Annotated in this window: 18 protein-coding genes; 7 read left to right on the forward strand and 11 right to left on the reverse strand. The window is 72.8% G+C overall.

All coding sequences use genetic code 11. The features are described from left to right. Positions 1 to 149: 149 nt before the first annotated feature. Both AB0G84_RS27330 and AB0G84_RS27335 read right to left on the reverse strand, forming a co-directional pair. A complete protein-coding gene (locus tag AB0G84_RS27330; RefSeq protein WP_361326083.1) occupies positions 150 to 1,661 on the reverse strand; it encodes an APC family permease in 1,512 nt (503 codons plus the stop codon). Between the two features lie 145 nt (positions 1,662 to 1,806). Then, on the reverse strand, positions 1,807 to 2,433 hold the full coding sequence (locus tag AB0G84_RS27335) for a YigZ family protein (RefSeq protein ID WP_361326086.1): 627 nt from the start codon (positions 2,431 to 2,433) through the stop codon (positions 1,807 to 1,809). A 267-nt stretch (positions 2,434 to 2,700) separates the two neighbouring features. On the opposite strand from AB0G84_RS27335, the gene AB0G84_RS27340 reads away from it, so the two are divergent. Together AB0G84_RS27340 and AB0G84_RS27345 are read left to right on the forward strand one after the other, a co-directional pair. Continuing rightward, entirely contained in the window at positions 2,701 to 3,483 is a 783-nt protein-coding gene (locus tag AB0G84_RS27340; RefSeq protein ID WP_361326089.1) for a type VII secretion system-associated protein, read from the forward strand. A 191-nt stretch (positions 3,484 to 3,674) separates the two neighbouring features. Further along, on the forward strand, positions 3,675 to 4,082 hold the full coding sequence (locus AB0G84_RS27345; RefSeq protein WP_361326092.1) for a CoA-binding protein: 408 nt from the start codon (positions 3,675 to 3,677) through the stop codon (positions 4,080 to 4,082). 71 nt (positions 4,083 to 4,153) lie between these two features. Here the strand turns inward: AB0G84_RS27345 and AB0G84_RS27350 are convergent, their stop codons facing one another. Further along, positions 4,154 to 4,714, reverse strand: coding sequence for a YbaK/EbsC family protein (locus AB0G84_RS27350; protein ID WP_361326095.1), 561 nt, complete (start codon positions 4,712 to 4,714; stop codon positions 4,154 to 4,156). Positions 4,715 to 4,789: 75 nt separating this feature from the next. Beyond that, on the reverse strand, positions 4,790 to 5,362 hold the full coding sequence (locus tag AB0G84_RS27355) for an XRE family transcriptional regulator (RefSeq protein ID WP_361326098.1): 573 nt from the start codon (positions 5,360 to 5,362) through the stop codon (positions 4,790 to 4,792). 105 nt (positions 5,363 to 5,467) lie between these two features. Between AB0G84_RS27355 and AB0G84_RS27360 the strand changes: the two genes are divergently transcribed. Then, positions 5,468 to 6,337 carry a DMT family transporter gene (locus AB0G84_RS27360; RefSeq protein WP_361326101.1) on the forward strand — a complete coding sequence of 290 codons (870 nt, stop codon included), beginning with the start codon at positions 5,468 to 5,470 and terminating at the stop codon, positions 6,335 to 6,337. 71 nt (positions 6,338 to 6,408) lie between these two features. Here the strand turns inward: AB0G84_RS27360 and AB0G84_RS27365 are convergent, their stop codons facing one another. After that, positions 6,409 to 7,185: an acyltransferase gene (locus AB0G84_RS27365; RefSeq protein WP_361326103.1), complete on the reverse strand. Its 777-nt coding sequence runs from the start codon at positions 7,183 to 7,185 to the stop codon at positions 6,409 to 6,411. Between the two features lie 139 nt (positions 7,186 to 7,324). On the opposite strand from AB0G84_RS27365, the gene AB0G84_RS27370 reads away from it, so the two are divergent. After that, the gene (locus AB0G84_RS27370) at positions 7,325 to 7,861 is read left to right on the forward strand and encodes a gamma carbonic anhydrase family protein (protein WP_361326106.1); all 537 of its coding nucleotides are present in this window, start codon (positions 7,325 to 7,327) and stop codon (positions 7,859 to 7,861) included. Between the two features lie 127 nt (positions 7,862 to 7,988). Here AB0G84_RS27370 and AB0G84_RS27375 read toward each other — a convergent pair whose 3' ends face one another. Continuing rightward, a complete protein-coding gene (locus tag AB0G84_RS27375) occupies positions 7,989 to 8,345 on the reverse strand; it encodes a DUF4333 domain-containing protein (RefSeq protein WP_361326108.1) in 357 nt (118 codons plus the stop codon). Between the two features lie 138 nt (positions 8,346 to 8,483). Continuing rightward, on the reverse strand, positions 8,484 to 9,482 hold the full coding sequence (locus AB0G84_RS27380) for an alpha/beta hydrolase-fold protein (protein ID WP_361326111.1): 999 nt from the start codon (positions 9,480 to 9,482) through the stop codon (positions 8,484 to 8,486). A 303-nt stretch (positions 9,483 to 9,785) separates the two neighbouring features. On the opposite strand from AB0G84_RS27380, the gene AB0G84_RS27385 reads away from it, so the two are divergent. Then, positions 9,786 to 12,071 (forward strand): LuxR family transcriptional regulator, encoded by a 2,286-nt coding sequence (locus tag AB0G84_RS27385; protein ID WP_361326114.1) that lies wholly within the window; start codon positions 9,786 to 9,788, stop codon positions 12,069 to 12,071. Between the two features lie 132 nt (positions 12,072 to 12,203). Further along, on the forward strand, positions 12,204 to 12,413 hold the full coding sequence (locus AB0G84_RS27390) for a hypothetical protein (RefSeq protein ID WP_361326116.1): 210 nt from the start codon (positions 12,204 to 12,206) through the stop codon (positions 12,411 to 12,413). 37 nt (positions 12,414 to 12,450) lie between these two features. Here AB0G84_RS27390 and AB0G84_RS27395 read toward each other — a convergent pair whose 3' ends face one another. Continuing rightward, positions 12,451 to 13,101, reverse strand: a complete 651-nt coding sequence (locus AB0G84_RS27395; RefSeq protein WP_361326119.1) for a DedA family protein — start codon at positions 13,099 to 13,101, stop codon at positions 12,451 to 12,453. 322 nt (positions 13,102 to 13,423) lie between these two features. After that, the gene (locus AB0G84_RS27400) at positions 13,424 to 13,879 is read right to left on the reverse strand and encodes a DUF4442 domain-containing protein (RefSeq protein WP_361326122.1); all 456 of its coding nucleotides are present in this window, start codon (positions 13,877 to 13,879) and stop codon (positions 13,424 to 13,426) included. 245 nt (positions 13,880 to 14,124) lie between these two features. On the opposite strand from AB0G84_RS27400, the gene AB0G84_RS27405 reads away from it, so the two are divergent. Continuing rightward, the gene (locus tag AB0G84_RS27405) at positions 14,125 to 15,498 is read left to right on the forward strand and encodes an MFS transporter (RefSeq protein WP_361326125.1); all 1,374 of its coding nucleotides are present in this window, start codon (positions 14,125 to 14,127) and stop codon (positions 15,496 to 15,498) included. Positions 15,499 to 15,523: 25 nt separating this feature from the next. On the opposite strand, the gene AB0G84_RS27410 is transcribed toward AB0G84_RS27405, so the two are convergent. Together AB0G84_RS27410 and AB0G84_RS27415 are read right to left on the reverse strand one after the other, a co-directional pair. Next, complete coding sequence (locus AB0G84_RS27410; RefSeq protein ID WP_361326128.1) at positions 15,524 to 16,489, reverse strand: fused MFS/spermidine synthase; 966 nt, start codon at positions 16,487 to 16,489, stop codon at positions 15,524 to 15,526. Between the two features lie 176 nt (positions 16,490 to 16,665). Continuing rightward, entirely contained in the window at positions 16,666 to 17,517 is an 852-nt protein-coding gene (locus AB0G84_RS27415; protein WP_361326131.1) for a patatin-like phospholipase family protein, read from the reverse strand. Positions 17,518 to 17,936 lie beyond the last annotated feature (419 nt).

Below are 17,936 nucleotides of genomic sequence, written 5' to 3' on the forward strand. Positions count from 1 at the left end.
CCCTCCCGCAATCCGGAACGGTCCACACACGGCACCGGAGCCCCGAAGGCGCGGCCCCGAAGCCCGGACGCCCCCTGACACCTCGCTACGGCCGCGCCCGTAGGCCGGGTTGCCAGGGCATCTCGCGGACGTGGACGTCGAGGTACCGCTCAGCCGGCGGTCTCCACCGTCCCTTCGCCGCCCTCACCGCCCCCGCCGCCCTGCGCTCTCCCTGGCGGCCGTTCGGCGTCCGGATCGGCCCCGTGCAGATACCGCTCGTCGATCCGCTTCGGCCCGAACGGCCACTCCTTCTCCCGACGGGCCCACAGCACAAAGGCCGCCACCCCCGCCGCGACCCAAGCCAGCGACCATTCGATGGGATGCCGTCCGGGCGCGTTCCGGTCCGCCCAGCCGTAGATCACCAGCCAGCCGGCCAGTGCCACGATGCTGGGCAGCGGGTAGAGCCACATCCGGTACGGGCGGCGCAGCCCCGGCTGCCGGCGGCGCAGCACGGTGACCGCCGCGACCTGCGCCAGCGACTGCACGATCACCATGACGGTGGTCAACAGCTGGATGACGGTGGCCAGATCGGTGTGCCGCCCCAGGAGGAAACCGGCAGCCATCACCCCGCCCATGGTGAGCAGGCCCAGCACCGGGAAGCGGTGCCGGGGGTGGAGCGTGCCGTAGCGCCGGAAGAAGACCCGGTCGCGGGCGGCATCGTAGGGGACGCGCGAGCCGCCGAGGAGCCCGGTGAAGACGGAGGCGACGGCGGTGATGAGGATGAGCACCGTGACGGCCTCGGCGGCGCCCCTGCCCCAGGCCTTCTCCAGCACGGCGGAGGCGACGGACGTGGACGCCGTGGAGTGCGGGTCGAGCATGTCCTGCCAGTGCACCACGCCCAGGGTGCCGATCTGCAGCAGCAGATAGACCGTCATGATGCCGAGGATCGAGGTGATCACGGCGCGCGGGACGGTACGCCCGGGCCGCCGGATCTCGGCGCCCATGTAGGCGACGGTGTTGTAGCCGAGGTAGTCGTAGATCCCGATCGTCAGCCCCGCCGCGAAGCCCGCCCAGAAGTGACCGGAGGTCAGCTCGATGGCGTGCGCGGGGTAGGTGAAGGCGCGCTCCGGGCTGAAGTGGGTGAACGCGGCCACGATGACCAGGGCGACGGCGGCGATCATCACCGTCCACAGGACGACGGTGAGCCGGGCGACGTTCTCCACCCGGCGCCACAGCAGCACCACGATGCCCACGGTGACCACGAGGCCGACCAGATCGCCCTGCCCCTGGGTCATCTCCGGCCATAGGTAACCGAGGTACTGGACGAAGCCGATCACTCCGGTGGACATCCCGAGCGGGATGAACAGCATGGCCGTCCAGACGAACAGAAACGGCATCAGCTTTCCCGTGCGGTACTGGAACGCCTGGCGCAGATAGACATAACTGCCGCCCGCCCCGGGCAGCGAGGCGCCCAGCTCCGCCCAGATCAGCCCGTCCGCAAGGGCCAGAACCGCGCCCGCGAGGAAGCCAAGGACGGCCTGCGGCCCACCGAAGGCGGCGACCATCAGCGGGATGGTCACGAAGGGACCGATGCCGCACATCTGGCTCATGTTGATGGCGGTGGCCTGGAAGAGACCGATCCGGCGGACGAACCCCGCCTGCTCGTCGAGGAGTTCCGGCATCCGTCAGCCCCTTCCCGTGCCGGCGCACCCGCCGGTTCCGCGGCCGTACCCACCGCGCCACAGGCTGACACGGCCGACGCACCGGCGCACCGGCTAGGACGGAACTTCCGCGGCAGAACCCGCCTGGCCAGCCCGACCCACCCGATCAGACGTCCCCGTACGCCTCCCCGCCCACCTCCAGCCCGGCCGTACCGGCCGTGACATCCGCGAGCCAGGCCCGGAAGGCCGCCAGCTCCGTCTCGGGCAACCCGACCTCGATACGCACGTCCGACCCGTACGTCACCTCGCGCACCGCGCGCCCCGTCGTGCGCAGGTCGTTCTCCACCCGGCCCGCCCTCTGGTGGTCGACGGTGACCGTGACCAGCCGGAACCGCTGCCGGGTGACCGTGCCCAGCACGTCCAGCGCCTCACCGACGACCCCGCCATAGGCCCGGATCAGGCCGCCGGCACCGAGCTTGACCCCGCCGAAGTACCGGGTGACCACGGCGACGACGTAGCGCATCTCGCGCCGCAGCAGCATCTGCAGCATCGGTACGCCCGCGGTACCCCCCGGCTCCCCGTCGTCGCTGGCCTTCTGCACCCCGCCGTCGGCCCCCAGGACGTACGCCCAGCAGTGGTGGCGCGCGGTCGGGTGCTCCTTGCGGATCCGCGCGATGACGTCCTGGGCTTCGGCCTCGTCCGCGACGGGCGCGAGCGCGCAGAGGAAGCGGGACTTGTTGATCTCGATCTCGTGCACGCCCTCGCGCGCGAGGGTCCGGTACTGCTCCTGCATCGCACCAGCCTATGCGGCCCCGCTGACAACCGGCACCGCCGGTCCGGGGCGCCCGCGCCGCGCTGGGCTGTCCGCCGTACGGGCGCGGGCATCCGCCGTACGGGCGCCGACCGCACGGCCAGGCGGCGTACCCGCACCGTCCGCACGGTGCGTCGGGACGACGTCCGGCGCCGCCCGTGGGCAGGGTGAGGCCAGTGCGAGAGCCTCGTGTTTCCGGGGCCCCGCTCGTACAGGCAGGAACGGAACGGCGGGTTTGCGGAGGGCTGCATGGAAGAGAGCACACAGTCGGCGATGACGGCGGGCGTTCCCGTGACGGGCGAGGAGATGCCCGAGCCCCCGCCGGAGGTCATCGAGGCGGCACGCAATGCGCCCGACCACTGGCTGGCGATGGTGGATCTGACCTGGCAGGGCGAGGGTCCGCCGCCGCTCTGGGCGCTGATCGGCCAGTGGCGCTCGGGCCCGGACGGCGAGATCGAGGAGTGGCGGGACAACCCCGAGTACCGGCCGTCGCCGCAGATGCTGGACTGGCCCGAGCCGACCGACCCGGTGGACCGCGCGGTGCAGCTCGCCGCCACGGGATACGGCCCCGGGGAGGACGTCACCGAGGCGCTGGCACGCGCCGAGGTCTCCGTCCTGGTGACCGCGACCGGCACCCCGCTTTCCGCCGCCTCCCCCGAGGGCACCCCGGTGATCCCCCTCTACACCTCGGAGCCCTACCTGGAGTCCGTGGGGCGGCTGCTCTACGACCGGCGCACGGTGACCGAGCTGCTCGAACAGCTGCCACCGGGGCACGCGCTGTACCTCAACCCGACGGGCCCGGTGAGCATGCTGGTGGACACCGAGGAGCTGCGGGCCGCGCTGGCCGCCTCCACCGGGGCGCCCCAGGAGGCCCGGGACCCGGGCCCGGCGCTGCGCCCGGGCATCGGAGCCGGCGGCGCCGAGCCGGTGGGCAGCGGCGGACGCGGCATCGGCAAGCCCGCGCGCGCCAACGGCAGCACCGCCATCGGAGCCGGCCTCGCCGCGAGCGGCGGCTCCCGTACCGCCCGCTGATCCAGCGGCACACCGAACCCGCCCCGCCCGTCTTCCCCTTCGGGCGGGGCGTCCGTCTGCCCGCGCCCCCTTGCTGCCGGCGCCCCTTGCCGCGCCGGTCCGGGAACCTTCCCTCGCCGCCGGTCCGGGAATCTTCCGGCCGCACCCGCCGTTGATCCACACGGAACCCTTCCCTGTGCAGGAGGCAGCGCATGTACGGCGACCCCCGGACGATCCGTAGGATCCTCACTGAAGTCGGCGACACCTGGGCCGTCGTAGGGCTGTCGAACAACGAGCAGCGGGCGGCGCACGGCGTCGCCGAGGTGCTCCAGCGGTACGGCAAGCGGATCGTGCCGGTGCACCCGAAGGCCGAGACGGTGCACGGCGAGCCGGGCTACCCGTCCCTCGACGCCGTCCCCTTCCCCGTCGACGTCGTCGATGTCTTCGTCAACAGCGAACTCGCGGGCGGTGTCGCCGACGAGGCCGTCACCATCGGCGCGAAGGCCGTGTGGTTCCAGCTGGGCGTGGTCGACGAGGCGGCCTGGCACCGGGTGCACGACGCAGGCTTGGCCATGGTGATGGACCGTTGCCCGGCGATCGAGATACCGCGCCTGGGCTGAGCGGCCGCCACACCAGCGACCGGGGACGGCGCCCGGGCGAGAGGGAGCGTCCCGCGCGGCACGCCCCGGTCCTACTGGGCGACGCCCAGGCCGTCCAGAACCGTCGCACCGGGGAGTTCGGCCAGCGCCTTGCCGGGCACGATGAGCTTGCCGCGACGGCCGCCGCTGCCGATCAGCACGTACGGCACATCGGTGACGGCGGCGTCCACCAACAGTGGCCAGCCGGCGGGCAGTCCGATCGGGGTGATGCCGCCGTACTCCATCCCGCTCTCGCCGACCGCCCGGTCCATCGGCGCGAACGAGGCCTTGCGGGCGCCCAGTTGGCGGCGGACGGCGCCGTTGACGTCGACGCGGGTGTGCGAGAGGACGACACAGCCGGCGAGGGTGGTCTCGCCGCCGCGCTTGCCGGCCACCACCACGCAGTTCGCGGACTGCTCCAGGAGCCAGGGACCGTGGTGCGCGACGAGCAGGGCAGTGTCCGCGATGTCGGGGTCGGTGTCGACGTAGCGCAGCTCGTCGACCGGCACGGTTCCGGTCCAGGAGCCGATCGCGGCGGCCACCGGCCCGGGCATCAGCTCCAGGCACTCGACGGCGGGGCGGACCTCGTCAAAGGCATCCATCGGCACGGGCATACGCGCCAAGGTAACAGCACCCGGGCGGGCCCGGCCGACCGTCCCTCCGGCTGCCCGGATCAGCGGCGCGCTGCCTCAGCGGGCGAGCGGGATGATCACGGACATGGTCATCTCGACCGGTTCGCCGCCGTCGTTGCGGTAGCCGTGCGCGACCTTGGCCTCGAAGCTCACCGAGGCACCGGCCGGCACCTCGTGCTCCACGCCGTCCACGAGCAGCGTGAGGGTACCGGCCCGGACGTGGAGCAGCTCGACGGTGCCGGGCGGATGCGGATCCGAGGTGCTGCTGTCGCCGGGCATCAGCCGCCAGTCCCACAGCTCGAACGGTCCGGGCGCCTCGGCGCCCACGAGGAGCACGGTGGAGCTGCCGGCCTCGGTGGACCAGAGCCGGACCGCCTCGCTCTGGGGGACGATCCGCACCTGCGGACCCTGTTCGTAGTCCAGGAGCGTGGTGATGCTGACGCCGAGCGCATCGGCGATCTTGACGGTGGTGCCCACACTGGGGTTCGTGCGCGCCTGCTCGATCTGGATGATCATGCCGCGGCTGACCCCGGCCCGAGCCGCCAGCGCATCGAGGGTGAAGCCGCGCTCGGAGCGCCAGTGCTTGAGGTTGCGGGCGAGCGACTGCGTGAGCTGGTCGAGGTCGGTCACGGTCCATCCCAGTAGAGGACAATAAATTAGATTCCGCAGTTCACCCTGCTGCACTACGGTGTGGTGTACTTCAGCGTCCGGTTCACTGTACTGCGAGGTTTCACCATGACAGCGGTCTTCGCCCTGGCCACCAGCCTTCTGTGGGGGCTCGCCGACTTCGGCGGCGGCCTGCTCACCCGACGGCTGCAGGCACTGACCGTGGTGGTCGTCTCGCAGACCCTGGCCGCACTGGTGCTGGGCGCCGTCGTGGTGGCCACCGGCGGCTGGCGGGAGGCCGGACCCCAGCTGTGGTGTGCGGTCGGGGCCGGCGTCGTGGGCCCGGCCGCGATGCTCTGCTTCTACCGCGCCCTGGCGCTCGGCCCGATGGGCGTGGTCTCCCCGCTCGCCTCCCTCGGCACCGTCATGGTGCCGCTCGGCGTCGGCATCCTGGCGGGCGAGCGCCCGGGACTGCTGCAGGCCACCGGCATGGTGGTGGCCGTGGTCGGCGTCCTACTGGCCGGCGGGCCGCGGGTCAGCGGCGCCTCCATCGCCCGCCAGACGGTCGTACTGACCCTGATCTCGGCGCTCGGCTTCGGTGCGGTGATGGCGCTGATCGCGGAGGCGTCCTCGACGGTGACCGGGCTCTTCCTCGCCCTGTTCGTACAGCGGGTGTGCAATGTCGCCGTCGGCGGCATCGCGCTCTACGCGTCGGTGCGGCGCGGCACCCCAGCACTGCCCGAGGGCGGGGTCCCCGCGCTGCGGGGCGCCCTGCCGATGCTCGCCTTCGTCGGTATCGCCGATGTGGCCGCCAACGGGACGTACTCCCTCGCCGCCCAGCACGGCCCGGTCACCATGGCCGCGGTACTGGCCTCCCTCTACCCCGTCGTCACCGCGCTGGCGGCGCTCGGCGTCCTGAAGGAACGGATGCGGGCGGTCCAGACGGCGGGCGCCTCCCTCGCGGTGGTCGGCTCGGTCCTGCTCGCCTCCGGCGGCTGACCGGACGACGCACCCCGCGCCGGTCACGGGGACGGCGGGCGCCCCACCCGTACGGCCACGGCCGACGGGGCTCAGGACGCCCCGGCCCCGTGCGCCTCCCCGGCCCCCGCCTCCTGCCACTCCTCCAGCGCGACCAGTTGTTCCGGTGTGACGCCCTCGGGGATCGGCACCGGCGCGGGTGTCCGCAGCGGCGGCTGCCAGCCCCGCTGCGGATCCCAGCGGCGCACGACCCTGGCGGGCGCACCGGCGACCACCGCGTGGTCCGGCACCTCCCCGCGGACGACGGCGCCGGCCGCGACCACCACATTGCGCCCCAGCCGCGCCCCGGGCAGGATCACCGCTCCGGTGCCGATCCAGCTGCCGGGTCCGATGCTGACCGGTTCGCTGCGCGGCCACTGCTTGCCGATCGGCACCTCGGGGTCGTCGTAGCTGTGGTTGGTGGTGGTGAGGTACACACCGGGACCGAAGAAGCAGTCGTCGCCGATCGTGAGGCGGACATCGGCGATCACATGGCTGCCGCGACCGAGCACCACCCCGTTCCCCAGCGTGAGGATCGGCTCGGCACCCAGATCGAGGTCCGGCATCATGCCCGCCGTCAGCGTCACGTCCCGGGCGATGATGCAGTGGTCACCCAACTCGATCCACGGGTCGCCGAAGAGCGTGCCCTGCGGGAAGGCCAACCGGGTGCCGGTGCCGATCCGGCGGAAGCGGTACGGCCCCGGGCGCTCGGCCGTCACGGCCGCGGTCTCCCGCACCCAGCGCGCACCACGGTGCACCGCCCGCGAAACCGCCCGGCGCCGCCAGGCCGCAACGGATGAGAACACGTTCTGGTTTATCGGCACCCGCACACCGTAATCGGCCCGCCAGGGAACCCACCGCGCCACGGGCTGTGATCTTCGCCCCACCGGCCGCCACCCCCGCCCGTCCGACCTCCCGTCGTCTACGGTGCTGTTGGCGCGGCGCAGAGGCGGCAAGGAGATCCGGACGATGGCAGAAGCACTGGTGTCCCAGGTGGGCGGCAAGGAGCCGAGGATCGCTCAGGAGGCGTTCACCGCCCCCACCTCCGTGGTACTCGGCGAGGTCACCCTGGCGGCGGGCGCCAGCATCTGGTACCACGCGGTGCTGCGGGCCGACTGCGGCCCGATCGTGCTCGGCGCCGACAGCAACATCCAGGACAACTGCACCGTCCATGTCGACCCCGGCTTCCCGGTGACCGTCGGCGAACGGGTCTCGGTCGGGCACAACGCGGTCCTGCACGGCTGCACCGTCGAGGACGACGTGCTGATCGGGATGGGCGCCACCGTCCTCAACGGCGCCCACATCGGCGCCGGTTCCCTGGTCGCCGCACAGGCACTGGTCCCCCAGGGCATGCAGGTGCCGCCCGGTTCCCTGGTCGCCGGGGTGCCGGCGAAGGTCAAGCGCCCCCTGACGGACGAGGAGCGGGAGCTGATCACCGTCAATGCCACGATGTACCGGGAGCTGGCCGCACAGCACCGGGACGCGGTCCCCGGCGCGGAGCGGTGAGCCGCCGCCACCGCTGAGGCGCGGCCACGGCATCGGACGAGGGGCCGGCGCGCCCCGCGGGCCTACCGCCCCGTGACCGCCCTGCCCGCCCTGCCGGTCCTGGCAGTGGCCGCCCCGCCGACCGTCGTCACCGGTGCGGGACGTCGTGCACATACGTGATCCGATCGCCGCGCACCCGGACCACCCGTACGGTCATCCCCCGGTCGGTCCCGCGCAGGTAGTGGGCGGTGCAGCGGACCCAGGCGCCCCTGACCGCGCGCAGGTCCCGGGCGCAGTCGACCGACCGCGGGCCGCGGAGGATCAGCGGAAGCGACAGGTGGCCCGAGATCGAGCGGGCCACCTCGGCACGCGGGACGGCATCCGTACGGCCGTTGACCTCGCTGGTCGCGTCCCGGTCCGCCAGCCACCGGCTCCCCGCCGTCATGCTGCCCGCCAGCAGAGTCGTGCCGGCCACCACCAGGCCGGCCGCTCGCAGATACCGCACGCCACTCCCTCCAACGGATACGGCCGCATTCGGCTCCCCGACCGCGCCCTGCGGCCGGAACACCGACCATTCTCACGGACCGTCCGGCGCCGGCAACAGCAGCCCCCGTGCCGTGCGGCCACCCAGGCGATGGAGGCGTCAGACCGACGGCACCGGCCCCTGCATCTGCTCGCTGATCCAGTGCAGCGAGTCGGCCATGCGCTGCATGTAGGTGCGGGCGCTGTGCACACCGTCCGGTATCTCGAAGAGCGTGGAGTGGATCGGACCGCCCGTATAGTCCCTGATGAACCGCTTCACATCGGGCACCGCGACCTCCAGACTACCGAGTTCGAAGGCCACATGGACGTCCGGCCCCCTCCTCGCGGCCAGCTGACGCGCCAGATGACGGGGGTCATTGGCACGCATCTCCTCCGGGTGCCCCTGCCACAGCGGTGAATCCGGCGCCGTATCGGGCCCGTTGACGATGGCCGCCTTGAACTTCTCCGGCTGCTTGAGCACCGCCTTCAGGGCGGCGAAGCCACCGGACGAGGATCCCATGAACGCCCAGCCGTCGCGGCTGTCGTACGTGCGGAAGTTGGCCCGCGCGAAATCCGGCACGTCCTCCGTCAGCCAGGTGCCCATCTTCGGCTGCCCCGGGATGTCGCTGCCGTCGTAGTACCTCTTGGCCGGGTTGAGCACCGGCATCACCACGATGAACGGCAACGTCTTGCCCTGCCGCGACCACTCCGCGATCCGCTCCTGCAGCGCGAACGGCGCCCCCGCCCAGTAGTTGAACGGATAGCCGTAGGCACCGGGCAGCGCGATCAGCACCGGGAAGCCGCTCCCGGCGTACCGCGGCTGGTGGTACTGCGGCGGCACCCAGGCCCAGATGTCCCCGGTGAAGCCGGACTTGCGGCCGTGCCACCTGGTGGTCAGGACCTGGGTGCCGTCCTGTCCCGTCGTACGGAACGGGGTGAAGGCGGAGCGCGGGCCCTGCGGCGGCACCACCCGCGGTTTGCCGTTGGCCGCGTCCGCAGGGCGCGCCGGCAGCCGTGGCACGCCCGAGGCATCGACCGTGTCCGCGCCGCTGCCGCAACCGGCCAGCAGCCCCAAAGCCATCACCACACTCACCGCGGCACCCACGCGCAGGCGCTTCATCGGAACGCTCTCCTTGGATCCAGGGACCGGCCGCGGGCGCGCCTGAACCCTCGCGCAGCCACACCACACCGGTCGAAGGACACCACTTTAAGATCGGCCCGGACCTCCCCCGCTCCGGACCCCGCCCCTGAGGACCCGCCGATCCCGCTCCCACGACCGGGGCGGCATTGCAGTACGTCAAACGCACCGCCCGGGTTTCCCCCGTTCGATGCGGCCACTGCCCGTTTGCCCGACCGCCGGTTCTGGCATCGTGGATTCCCAGTTCTGAACGGCGCGGCACCGAGCCGTGGTTGGGGATGACCGATGACCGTGTGGGCCGATCGGGGGCCACTGTCCGGCGTGGTGGGACGGGCCGTTGAGCAGGAGCGGGTGTCCGGCCTGCTGACGAGCGCTCCGCTGGTGACGCTCACCGGAGGCCCGGGGGTGGGCAAGAGCGTCCTCGCCCGGGCCGTCCTGGAGGAGCACGCCGCCCGGAGCGGCGGACCCATCCTCCGTGTCACCTGCTGGGACGGCCCGGCCGCCGACCCCTCGGTCGGCCACGGCGGCGCCCAAGTCGACCTGGTGCAGGTCCCCTTGCCCGGCGTCCGGCTCGCCGAAGACCGCCGTACCGAAGGCGGCTTGATCGATGCACTGCTCCGGGCGGCCCGGCTGCCGGACGCCGCACACCGGGACACCGGACTCGCCCGGGCCCACCGTACGGCGCACCGCCCCCTCGGCCGGTCGACAAGCGACCGGACGCCACCGTCGGACTCCCCCGCCTCCGCACATCCGTCTCCAACCTGCGCTGCTGCTTGTGGAGTTGATGCACCGGGCTGCGGAGCGGCGAACATCTCTCGCGCAGCTGACGCACCGGGCGGAGTTGACGCACCGGGCTGCGGAGCAGCGGCCACCTCTCGTGGAGTTGACGCATCCGGTTGCCGAGCGGCGCTCGCCGCCCTCGCCGCGTACTGCCGGCAGCAGCGCGCCACCGTACTGCTGGACGACTGCGATCCCGCGCTCGGCGCCTGCGCCCAGCTGGTCCGCCGACTGCTGCGGGCCGCGCCCGGGCTGCGGATCGTGGCGACCGCGCGCCGGCCGCTGGGTCTGCCCGAGGAACGGGTGGTGCCGATCGCACCGCTGCCGGTGACCCTGGGCGAGGGCATCGCCGGCCCGGCGGTCGAGCTGCTGGCCGCACGGACCGGTCCCGCCGCGCCGGAACTGCTGGTCGCCGTCTGCCACGCGCTGGAGGGATCGCCGCTGGCCATCGCGCTGGCCGCCCAGCAGCTGGACCGGATGTCGCTGGCGCAGCTCGCGAGCGAGGTGGGCGCGGCCGGCGCGCTCTTCTGCTCGGGGCCGGCGACGAGCGTACGGCACACCTCGCTGTACGCCGCGCACGCCGCGGGCCACGCCCTGTGCTCCGACACCGACCGGCGGGTCTGGGCGAGGCTCTCGGTCCTCCCCGGCGACTTCGACCCCTGGCTCGCCGGCTGTGTCTGTACCGGCAGTGACGTTCCTGCGGGCGCGGTCGGCGGCGCGCTGGAGCGGCTGCACCAGGCCTCGGTCCTGGAGCGCGTACGGGATGCCGGCAGCGTCCACGAGGACACCGGCGCCGCACTGCCGCCCCGCTACCGACTGCCGCGCGCCGCACGGGACTTCGGGCGGACCCAGCTGCGCGGGGCCGGCGAGGAGACCGCGGCGCTACAGCGCTTCCGGCAGGCCTGTGCGGCGCTCGCCGCCGAGGCACAGGTCGCCTGGCAGGGGCCGAATCAGCAGGTCGCGGTGCGGCTGGTGGAGGACGAACAGCACAATTTCGATGCCGCACTGACCCATCCCCCGCAGGACGCCGACGATGCGCTCGGCGCACTGGAGATCGCGGTGTCGCTGTGGTTCCACTGGGCGGCCTGCGGCTTCCGCCACGAGGGGCGAGCCCATCTGGAGCGGCTGCTGCTGCTCTCCCGGGAGGACTCCACGGTACGGACCCGGGCGCTGTGGCTGGCCGGATACCTGGCGGCGCAGGAACGGGCACCCGCCGTCGCCGAGGAGTTGCTCGGCCAGGCGTGGACGGCGGCCGTGCTGCACGCGGACTCCGACGGGCTGGCCCGTATCGCGCATGCCCACGCCGTGGTCGCGCTGTACCGCTCGGACACCGCAACAGCCGTGACCTGCCTGGAGGAGGCGGCCCGCCACCACTCCCGGGACCCGTGGTTCGGTCCGGGCCCGGCCCACAGCTGGGCGCTGCTCGCCATCGCCCTGGCCCCGCACGACGCACGACGAGCCCGGGCGGCGGCCCGCAATGCCTGGGAAGCCCGGCACTCCGACGGCGACTTCTGGCTCTACTCGACCCTGCTGTACGCCGATGCGCTGACCGAGCGGTCCCACGGTGAGCCGACGGCCGCCCTGCGGGCCTGCCGCAAGGCGCTGACGGCCAAGAAACTCGTCGGCGACCCGCTGTTCATCGCCGGCGTCCGCACCTTGCTCACCGGCCTACGGCGTGCGGTACGCGGCGGTCATGCCCCGCCGGAGTGCGACGACGACACTCCGTGGTGGGAGCGCGACGCTCACGGCGCCGAGCCCCCGCCGTACATCTCCCGGCTGCGGGCGGAGCCGTGAGGCCAGCGGGACGGCGCAAGGAAGGGGCGGTTCGCCCTTGACCTCGGCGGGCACCAGCGCAGCGGGCACGCTGCGTGACGCATCGACCGCGCTCGGGATGCAGAGGCGGCGGCCCGGACGCATGCTGGACGCATGAAGCGTGCCCCCGTGATCGTCCATCCGCCGTCCACCGGCGGGCGCCGGGTGACGCTCCACGGTCGGGACCTGGGCCGGGCACTGCGCCCCGGTGATGTGGCCGCGATCCTGCGCCGGGCCGGATTCTGCACCACCACGTTCGTCTGGGAGGACCCCGACGTCTTCGAGTGGCGCGACGGCGGCCCCGACATCTGGGTCATGCCCTGAGGGGCCGTGTCCTGACCGAAGGCATGACCGTGTCCACCTAGTCGGCCGCCACGCCGACCGGGGCTTCCTTGGCCTCCCGTACCGCGGCAGCCTTCTTCGCCCGGTGCTTCATGACGAGGAACGAGCCGATGCCGAACAGCACCGCCGCGACCAGCCCCCACGTCGAGAAGCGCTTCAGCCACGGCTCGGCGACCATGCCCACGGTGTAGATCAACGCGGTCGTTCCGCCGGCCCAGATGATGCCGCCGAGGACATTGGCGATCAGGAACTTCCAGTACGGCATCTTCAGTACGCCGGCGAGCGGCCCGGCGAAGATCCGCAGCAGGGCGATGAAACGGCCGAAGAAGACCGCCCACATCCCCCACCTGTCGAACTTCGCCTCCGCCATGGCGACATGATCGGGACCGAAGTGCTTGGGGAACTTCCGCCCCGCCCACTGCAGCAGCGGCTGACCGCCCCTGCGTCCGATCAGATAGCCGACGGAGTCACCGACGATGGCACCGACCGACGCGCACGTACCCAGCACATAGGGGTTGATGTGGTCCTGCGTCGCGGCGAGGATCGCGGAACTGACCAGGACGATCTCACCGGGCAGCGGAATGCCCAGGCTCTCCAGCCCGATGACCACCCCCACCAGGAGATAGACGCTCACGGCCGGTACCGTCTCGAGCCACTCCTGGATGTGCAACGCCGATTCCTCCGAGCTGATCTAGGGCCCCCGTGGGCCGTTGCCCGGGCGCTTGTGACGCCGGGCCGGTCGTTCCCCTGGCACGCCGCAGCGCGCCCGGGAAGCGTACTCGATCGGGCCGTCAGGGCGCCGGCTCCGCGTGCGGTACGCGACATCCAGCACCTCGACGCCCCGACCCACGGCTCCACGGCCCCGCGGCTCCCCAGGGAACCGACCCACCGATCACCGACTCACACGGACTGGCTCAGCCTCGCAGAGACCGGCTCAGCCTCGCAGGGACCGGCTCAGTCTCGCAGGGACCGGCTCACGCACACGGAACAGCTCACTTATGGGGACGCAGCGTCCACACGATGCTCATCTCGCCGGTCACCGCACCGTCTTCCCGGGTTATGGAGACGTTGACGGGGAATTCCGGACGCTCCCCGGCGTCGAGCTCGGCGATCACCTCGGCCACCGGCCGCCCCAGCTCTGCCGTGGCGGTGACCGGCCCCATGGCCAGCTTCTTGTAGGCGATCTCGGAACGCACGGCCAGCGGCACCGCACGGCCGAGCTGGTCACCAAAGGCCGTCATCACGATCGCGCCACTCGCGGACTCGGCCAGCGTGAACATCGCGCCGGCGTGCGGTCCACCGACGTGATTGTGGAAGTCGGGCTGGTCGGGCATGCGGACCACGGCACGCTCCGGCGTGGTCTCGGTGAACTCGAGGTTCAGGGTGCGGACCATCGGCACGGATGCCGCCATCATTTCGCCGATCGACGGCAGGGTCTCAGAGGACATGAGCTCATGTTACCTAGCGGTAGCTTAGCTGTGAAGAGTCGGCCCTCCTCGATCCGCCGCGAGCTCCGTCCCTGCTCCGCCACCCGCCCGGCCACCCCCACTCTCCGCCGCGCCCCACCTTCCATCACACCGGAGCCGGCCCTGCCCCACCTTCCACCCGGACCGCTCGTCCGGCCCCTCGCCCAGACCTCCCGTCCGGATCTGCGCACGACGGCCCCGCTCCCCCACACATATCGTTGACGCCCATGTGCCGAGGACAACAGAACAAGGGACGTGAACGGCGATGGAGCCTGCAGAACCGTCCCACTTGGGCGGGCCGCAACTACCTGCTGCTGACGGGCGCCACGGTGATCGCCAATCTCGGCAGTTCCGGCGCGCTGATCGCCGCCGCCTTCGCGGTCCTCGCCTCCGGCGGCTCCGCCACTGATGTCGGCCTGGTCGCCGCGGCCCGTACGGTCGCGCTCGTCCTCTTCCTGCTGATCGGTGGCGCGGTCGCCGACCGGTTCCCCCGGCACCGCGTCATGGTCGCCGCGAACACCCTCAACTGCGTCTCCCAGGGCCTGTTCGCGCTGCTCGTGCTGGAAGGGGAGCCGCAGCTGTGGCAGATGGCCGTGCTGGCCGCGCTCGGCGGCACCGGTCAGGCGTTCTTCGCGCCCGCTTCGGAGGGGATGGTCCTCGCCAGCGTCTCCGGCGAACACGCCAGCCGCGCCTTCGCGGTCTTCCGCATGGGCATGAACGGCGCCAACATCGGCGGTGCGGCCCTCGGCGGCGCACTGATCGCCGCGGTAGGTCCCGGCTGGGTACTGGCCATCGACTCCGCGTCGTTCGCCCTGGCCGGAGCGCTGCGCGCGTTCCTCGACGTCGGCGGAGCACCGCCACGCGCAACCAGCAGCGGGGTCCTGCGCGATCTGCGCGACGGCTGGCAAGAGGTCGCGTCCCGGCCCTGGCTCTGGGCGGTCGTGGTGCAGTTCTCCATCGTCAATGCGGTGGTGGCTGCGGCCGAGGCGGTCTACGGGCCGCTGGTCGCCGAGGAGCACCTGGGCGGGCCGGGCCCCTGGGGGCTGGCACTGGCCGCCTTCGGCGCGGGAACCGTCGGCGGCGCCGTCCTGATGACCCGCCTCAAGCCACGCCGCCTCCTGCTCACCGGCGCACTGTGCGTCTTCCCGCTCGCCCTCCCGTCCGCCGCACTCGCCGTCCCGTTGCCGGCCGGCGGGATCACTGCGCTGATGTTCGGCACCGGGGTCGCCATCGAGGTCTTCGCGGTGAGCTGGATGACGGCTCTGCATCAGGAGATACCCGAGGAGAAGTTCTCCCGGGTCTCCTCCTACGACTGGCTCGGCTCGGTGGCCCTGGTGCCCGTGGCCACCGCCTTGGCCGGGCCCGTGCAGAACCTGATCGGCCGCCCGGCCGCGCTCTGGAGCTGCTCGGCCCTCATCGCCCTCCTGACGGCGGCGGTCCTCTGCGTCCCCGACATCCGCAACCTCACCCGCCGCCCCGCCCCGACCACTGAGGCAACGAGCCCCTCCTCCCCCACCCCCGCCACACCGCCTTCGCCTCCGACGCCGCCGCCTACCCCCACTTCCGGCTCCGGCTCCGGCTCCGGCCTCCCGTCCCCCTGACCGCGGTCCCGCCCCCTGACCGCACTCAGCCCACGCTGAACGCGCCGTCCGGGGGCACCGGAGACGCCACCGCCTCGACGTCCCGTACGGGCACCGCATCCGCGATCAGCCGCCGCAGCGGCGCACCGTATTCCACGCGGGCGGGGAAGGCATCCGCAGCCGTGCGCCGAGCCAGCGCCGCGACCGGGAGTTCGGCCTGCGAGGCGAGCAGCACGGCGTTGCCGAAGCGCCGCCCGCGGAGCACCGAGGGCTCTGCGATCAGCGCGAGGTGCTCGAAGACCGTGGCGAAGTTGGCGAGTTGACCGCGCAGGAAGTCGAACGGAGCGCTGTCCGCAAGGTTCGCCGCGTAATAGCCGTCCGCCCGCAGCACCCGCGCCACGACCCGTGCGTACTCGACGGAGGTGAGCTGGGCCGGCACCCGGGAACCGCCGAAGACATCGGCCACGATGACGTCGGCACTGCCTTCCGGAGCCGCCTCCAGGGCCGCACGAGCGTCCTGCGCATGCATCGCGACGCCGCAATCGTCAGGCAGCGGGAGGTGCTTCGCCACCAACGCGAGCAACCCGCGGTCGGCCTCGACGACATCCTGCCGGGAGTGCGGGCGGGTGGCGGCCACATAGCGCGGGAGGGTCAGGGCGCCGCCGCCCAGGTGGAGCACGTCGAGGGGGCGGCCCGCGGCGGCTACCTCGTCCAGCACGTGGGCGAGCCGCCGCACGTACTCGAACTCCAGGTGTGTGGGGGCGTCGAGATCGACGTACGACTGGGGCGCGCCGTCGACGGTGAGCAGCCAGGCACGGGGCCGGTCGACGTCCGGCAGCAGTTTGGCCGTGCCACAATCCACGGGCTGGGTGACGGGGATCGGATCGGCAGGCGTCGGCCGGACGTGCGGTGGATCGTCGGCCGGCGGCCGGCCCTGGGCCGGATCGGCGGGCGCCGGCGGGGTCGGCATCGAGCTTGGCTCGGTCGGTATCGGGGCCGGTGCTTCGTCCACTGGTCCATTGTGCCGTGGACGAAGGCTGTTCCCTCGCCTGGGTGGGTCGGTCCCAGGCTGTTCTTGCCCCGGGTGGCGCGGGCCCCGGGTGGCGCGGTCGCGGGCTGCTCTCACCCTTGCCCGGGAGGCCTGACCGCGCCACCCGGGCAAGAACAGGGAAGCGGTCAAGGAAGCGGTCAGCGTGATGCGGACCAGAGGTGGTGGAGCTCCGGGGCGTGGGCTGCGGCCTGGCGGCGGCCGGCCCGGGCAGCGTCGGCGCGTTTGGCCGGGTCCAGGACGTTACGGCCGAACGCTGATCTGGCGGCGCGGTCCGGGGTGATCACACAGACTCGGACGCCCTCTCGCGCCAAGCGTTCCGCCTGCGTTCGCGGGCCGTCGATCGGTCCACCGCTGACCGCGATCGGCGCGATGACGACCACACGGGAGTGGCCGGCCGCAAGGTCAACGTTGGCGCTGGAGTGCACCCCACCGTCGATCCAGCGTGTGCCGTCGATGGTGACCGGTGGGTAGATGCCAGGGACCGCGCAGCTGGCGGCCACCGCGTCGAGCAGTCGTACGCCGCTGCCCTCGTCGAAGGCGGTTCGCTGCCCCGTTACCGCGTCGACCGCGGTGATCACGAGTCGGCGGGTGGGCCAGTCGGTCAACCCGTCGAGGGTCCGGGCGATCGCCGCGCGCTGCTCCGCTTCCGGGGCGGTACGGGCGGCCAGGGCGAGCTTCCCCATCCGCACGCCGAAGGAGGACGTGTCCCGGAAGCGCAGCGCGATGGCCGCGAACCGGGCCAGTGCGGCCGGCCCCATCCGGGCGGCCGGGCCACGCGCGGTAGCGGTGAGCTGGTGTTCGTACAGCTCCTCCAGGGAGCGCTGCCGGGCGGTGAGATGGGCGCCGACGATCGAGCCCGCGGAGGTGCCGATGACGGTGTCGGCTTCGGCGAGCTCGACGCCCGCGTCGGCCAGGCCCCTGAGCAGGCCGACCTCCCAGCCGATTCCGGTGAGGCCGCCGCCGCCCAGGACCAGTGCGGTACGAGCCATCGGACGTTCCTCCTGAGGTTTCGGCGTGAGGTGTCGGCGCCCGCCTGTGGGCGCCCGGTCATGGCACGCGCCGAGTGTTCTCCCGGCTCCTGCCACGCGCCAGGGTGCCGTACGGGAGAGGTACCAGGGTGCCGTACGGGAGAGGTAGGGGGTGAGTGGGGTGCGTGCGTGCTGCTTCCGCGCGTGACTTCTGGAGGGCGGGCGGTGGGGGGCGGCTGGGCGAGCAGTGTGGCATCCCGGGTACCCGGAGGGCGGAACTGCCCCCGGCCGTGTCCCGTACCGGGAAGGTACGGGGGCCGCGCCGGGGGGGGGGGGCGCCCCCGCTCCCCCCCAACCGCGCCCCCCCCCCGCTACACCCCCGGCTACCCCCCCCCCCCCCGCGCTGGGGGGGGGGGGGGGGGGGGCCCCCCCCCCGGGGG

The sequence above is a fragment of the Streptomyces sp. NPDC020742 genome (assembly GCF_040641675.1).
Taxonomy (GTDB): domain Bacteria; phylum Actinomycetota; class Actinomycetes; order Streptomycetales; family Streptomycetaceae; genus Streptomyces.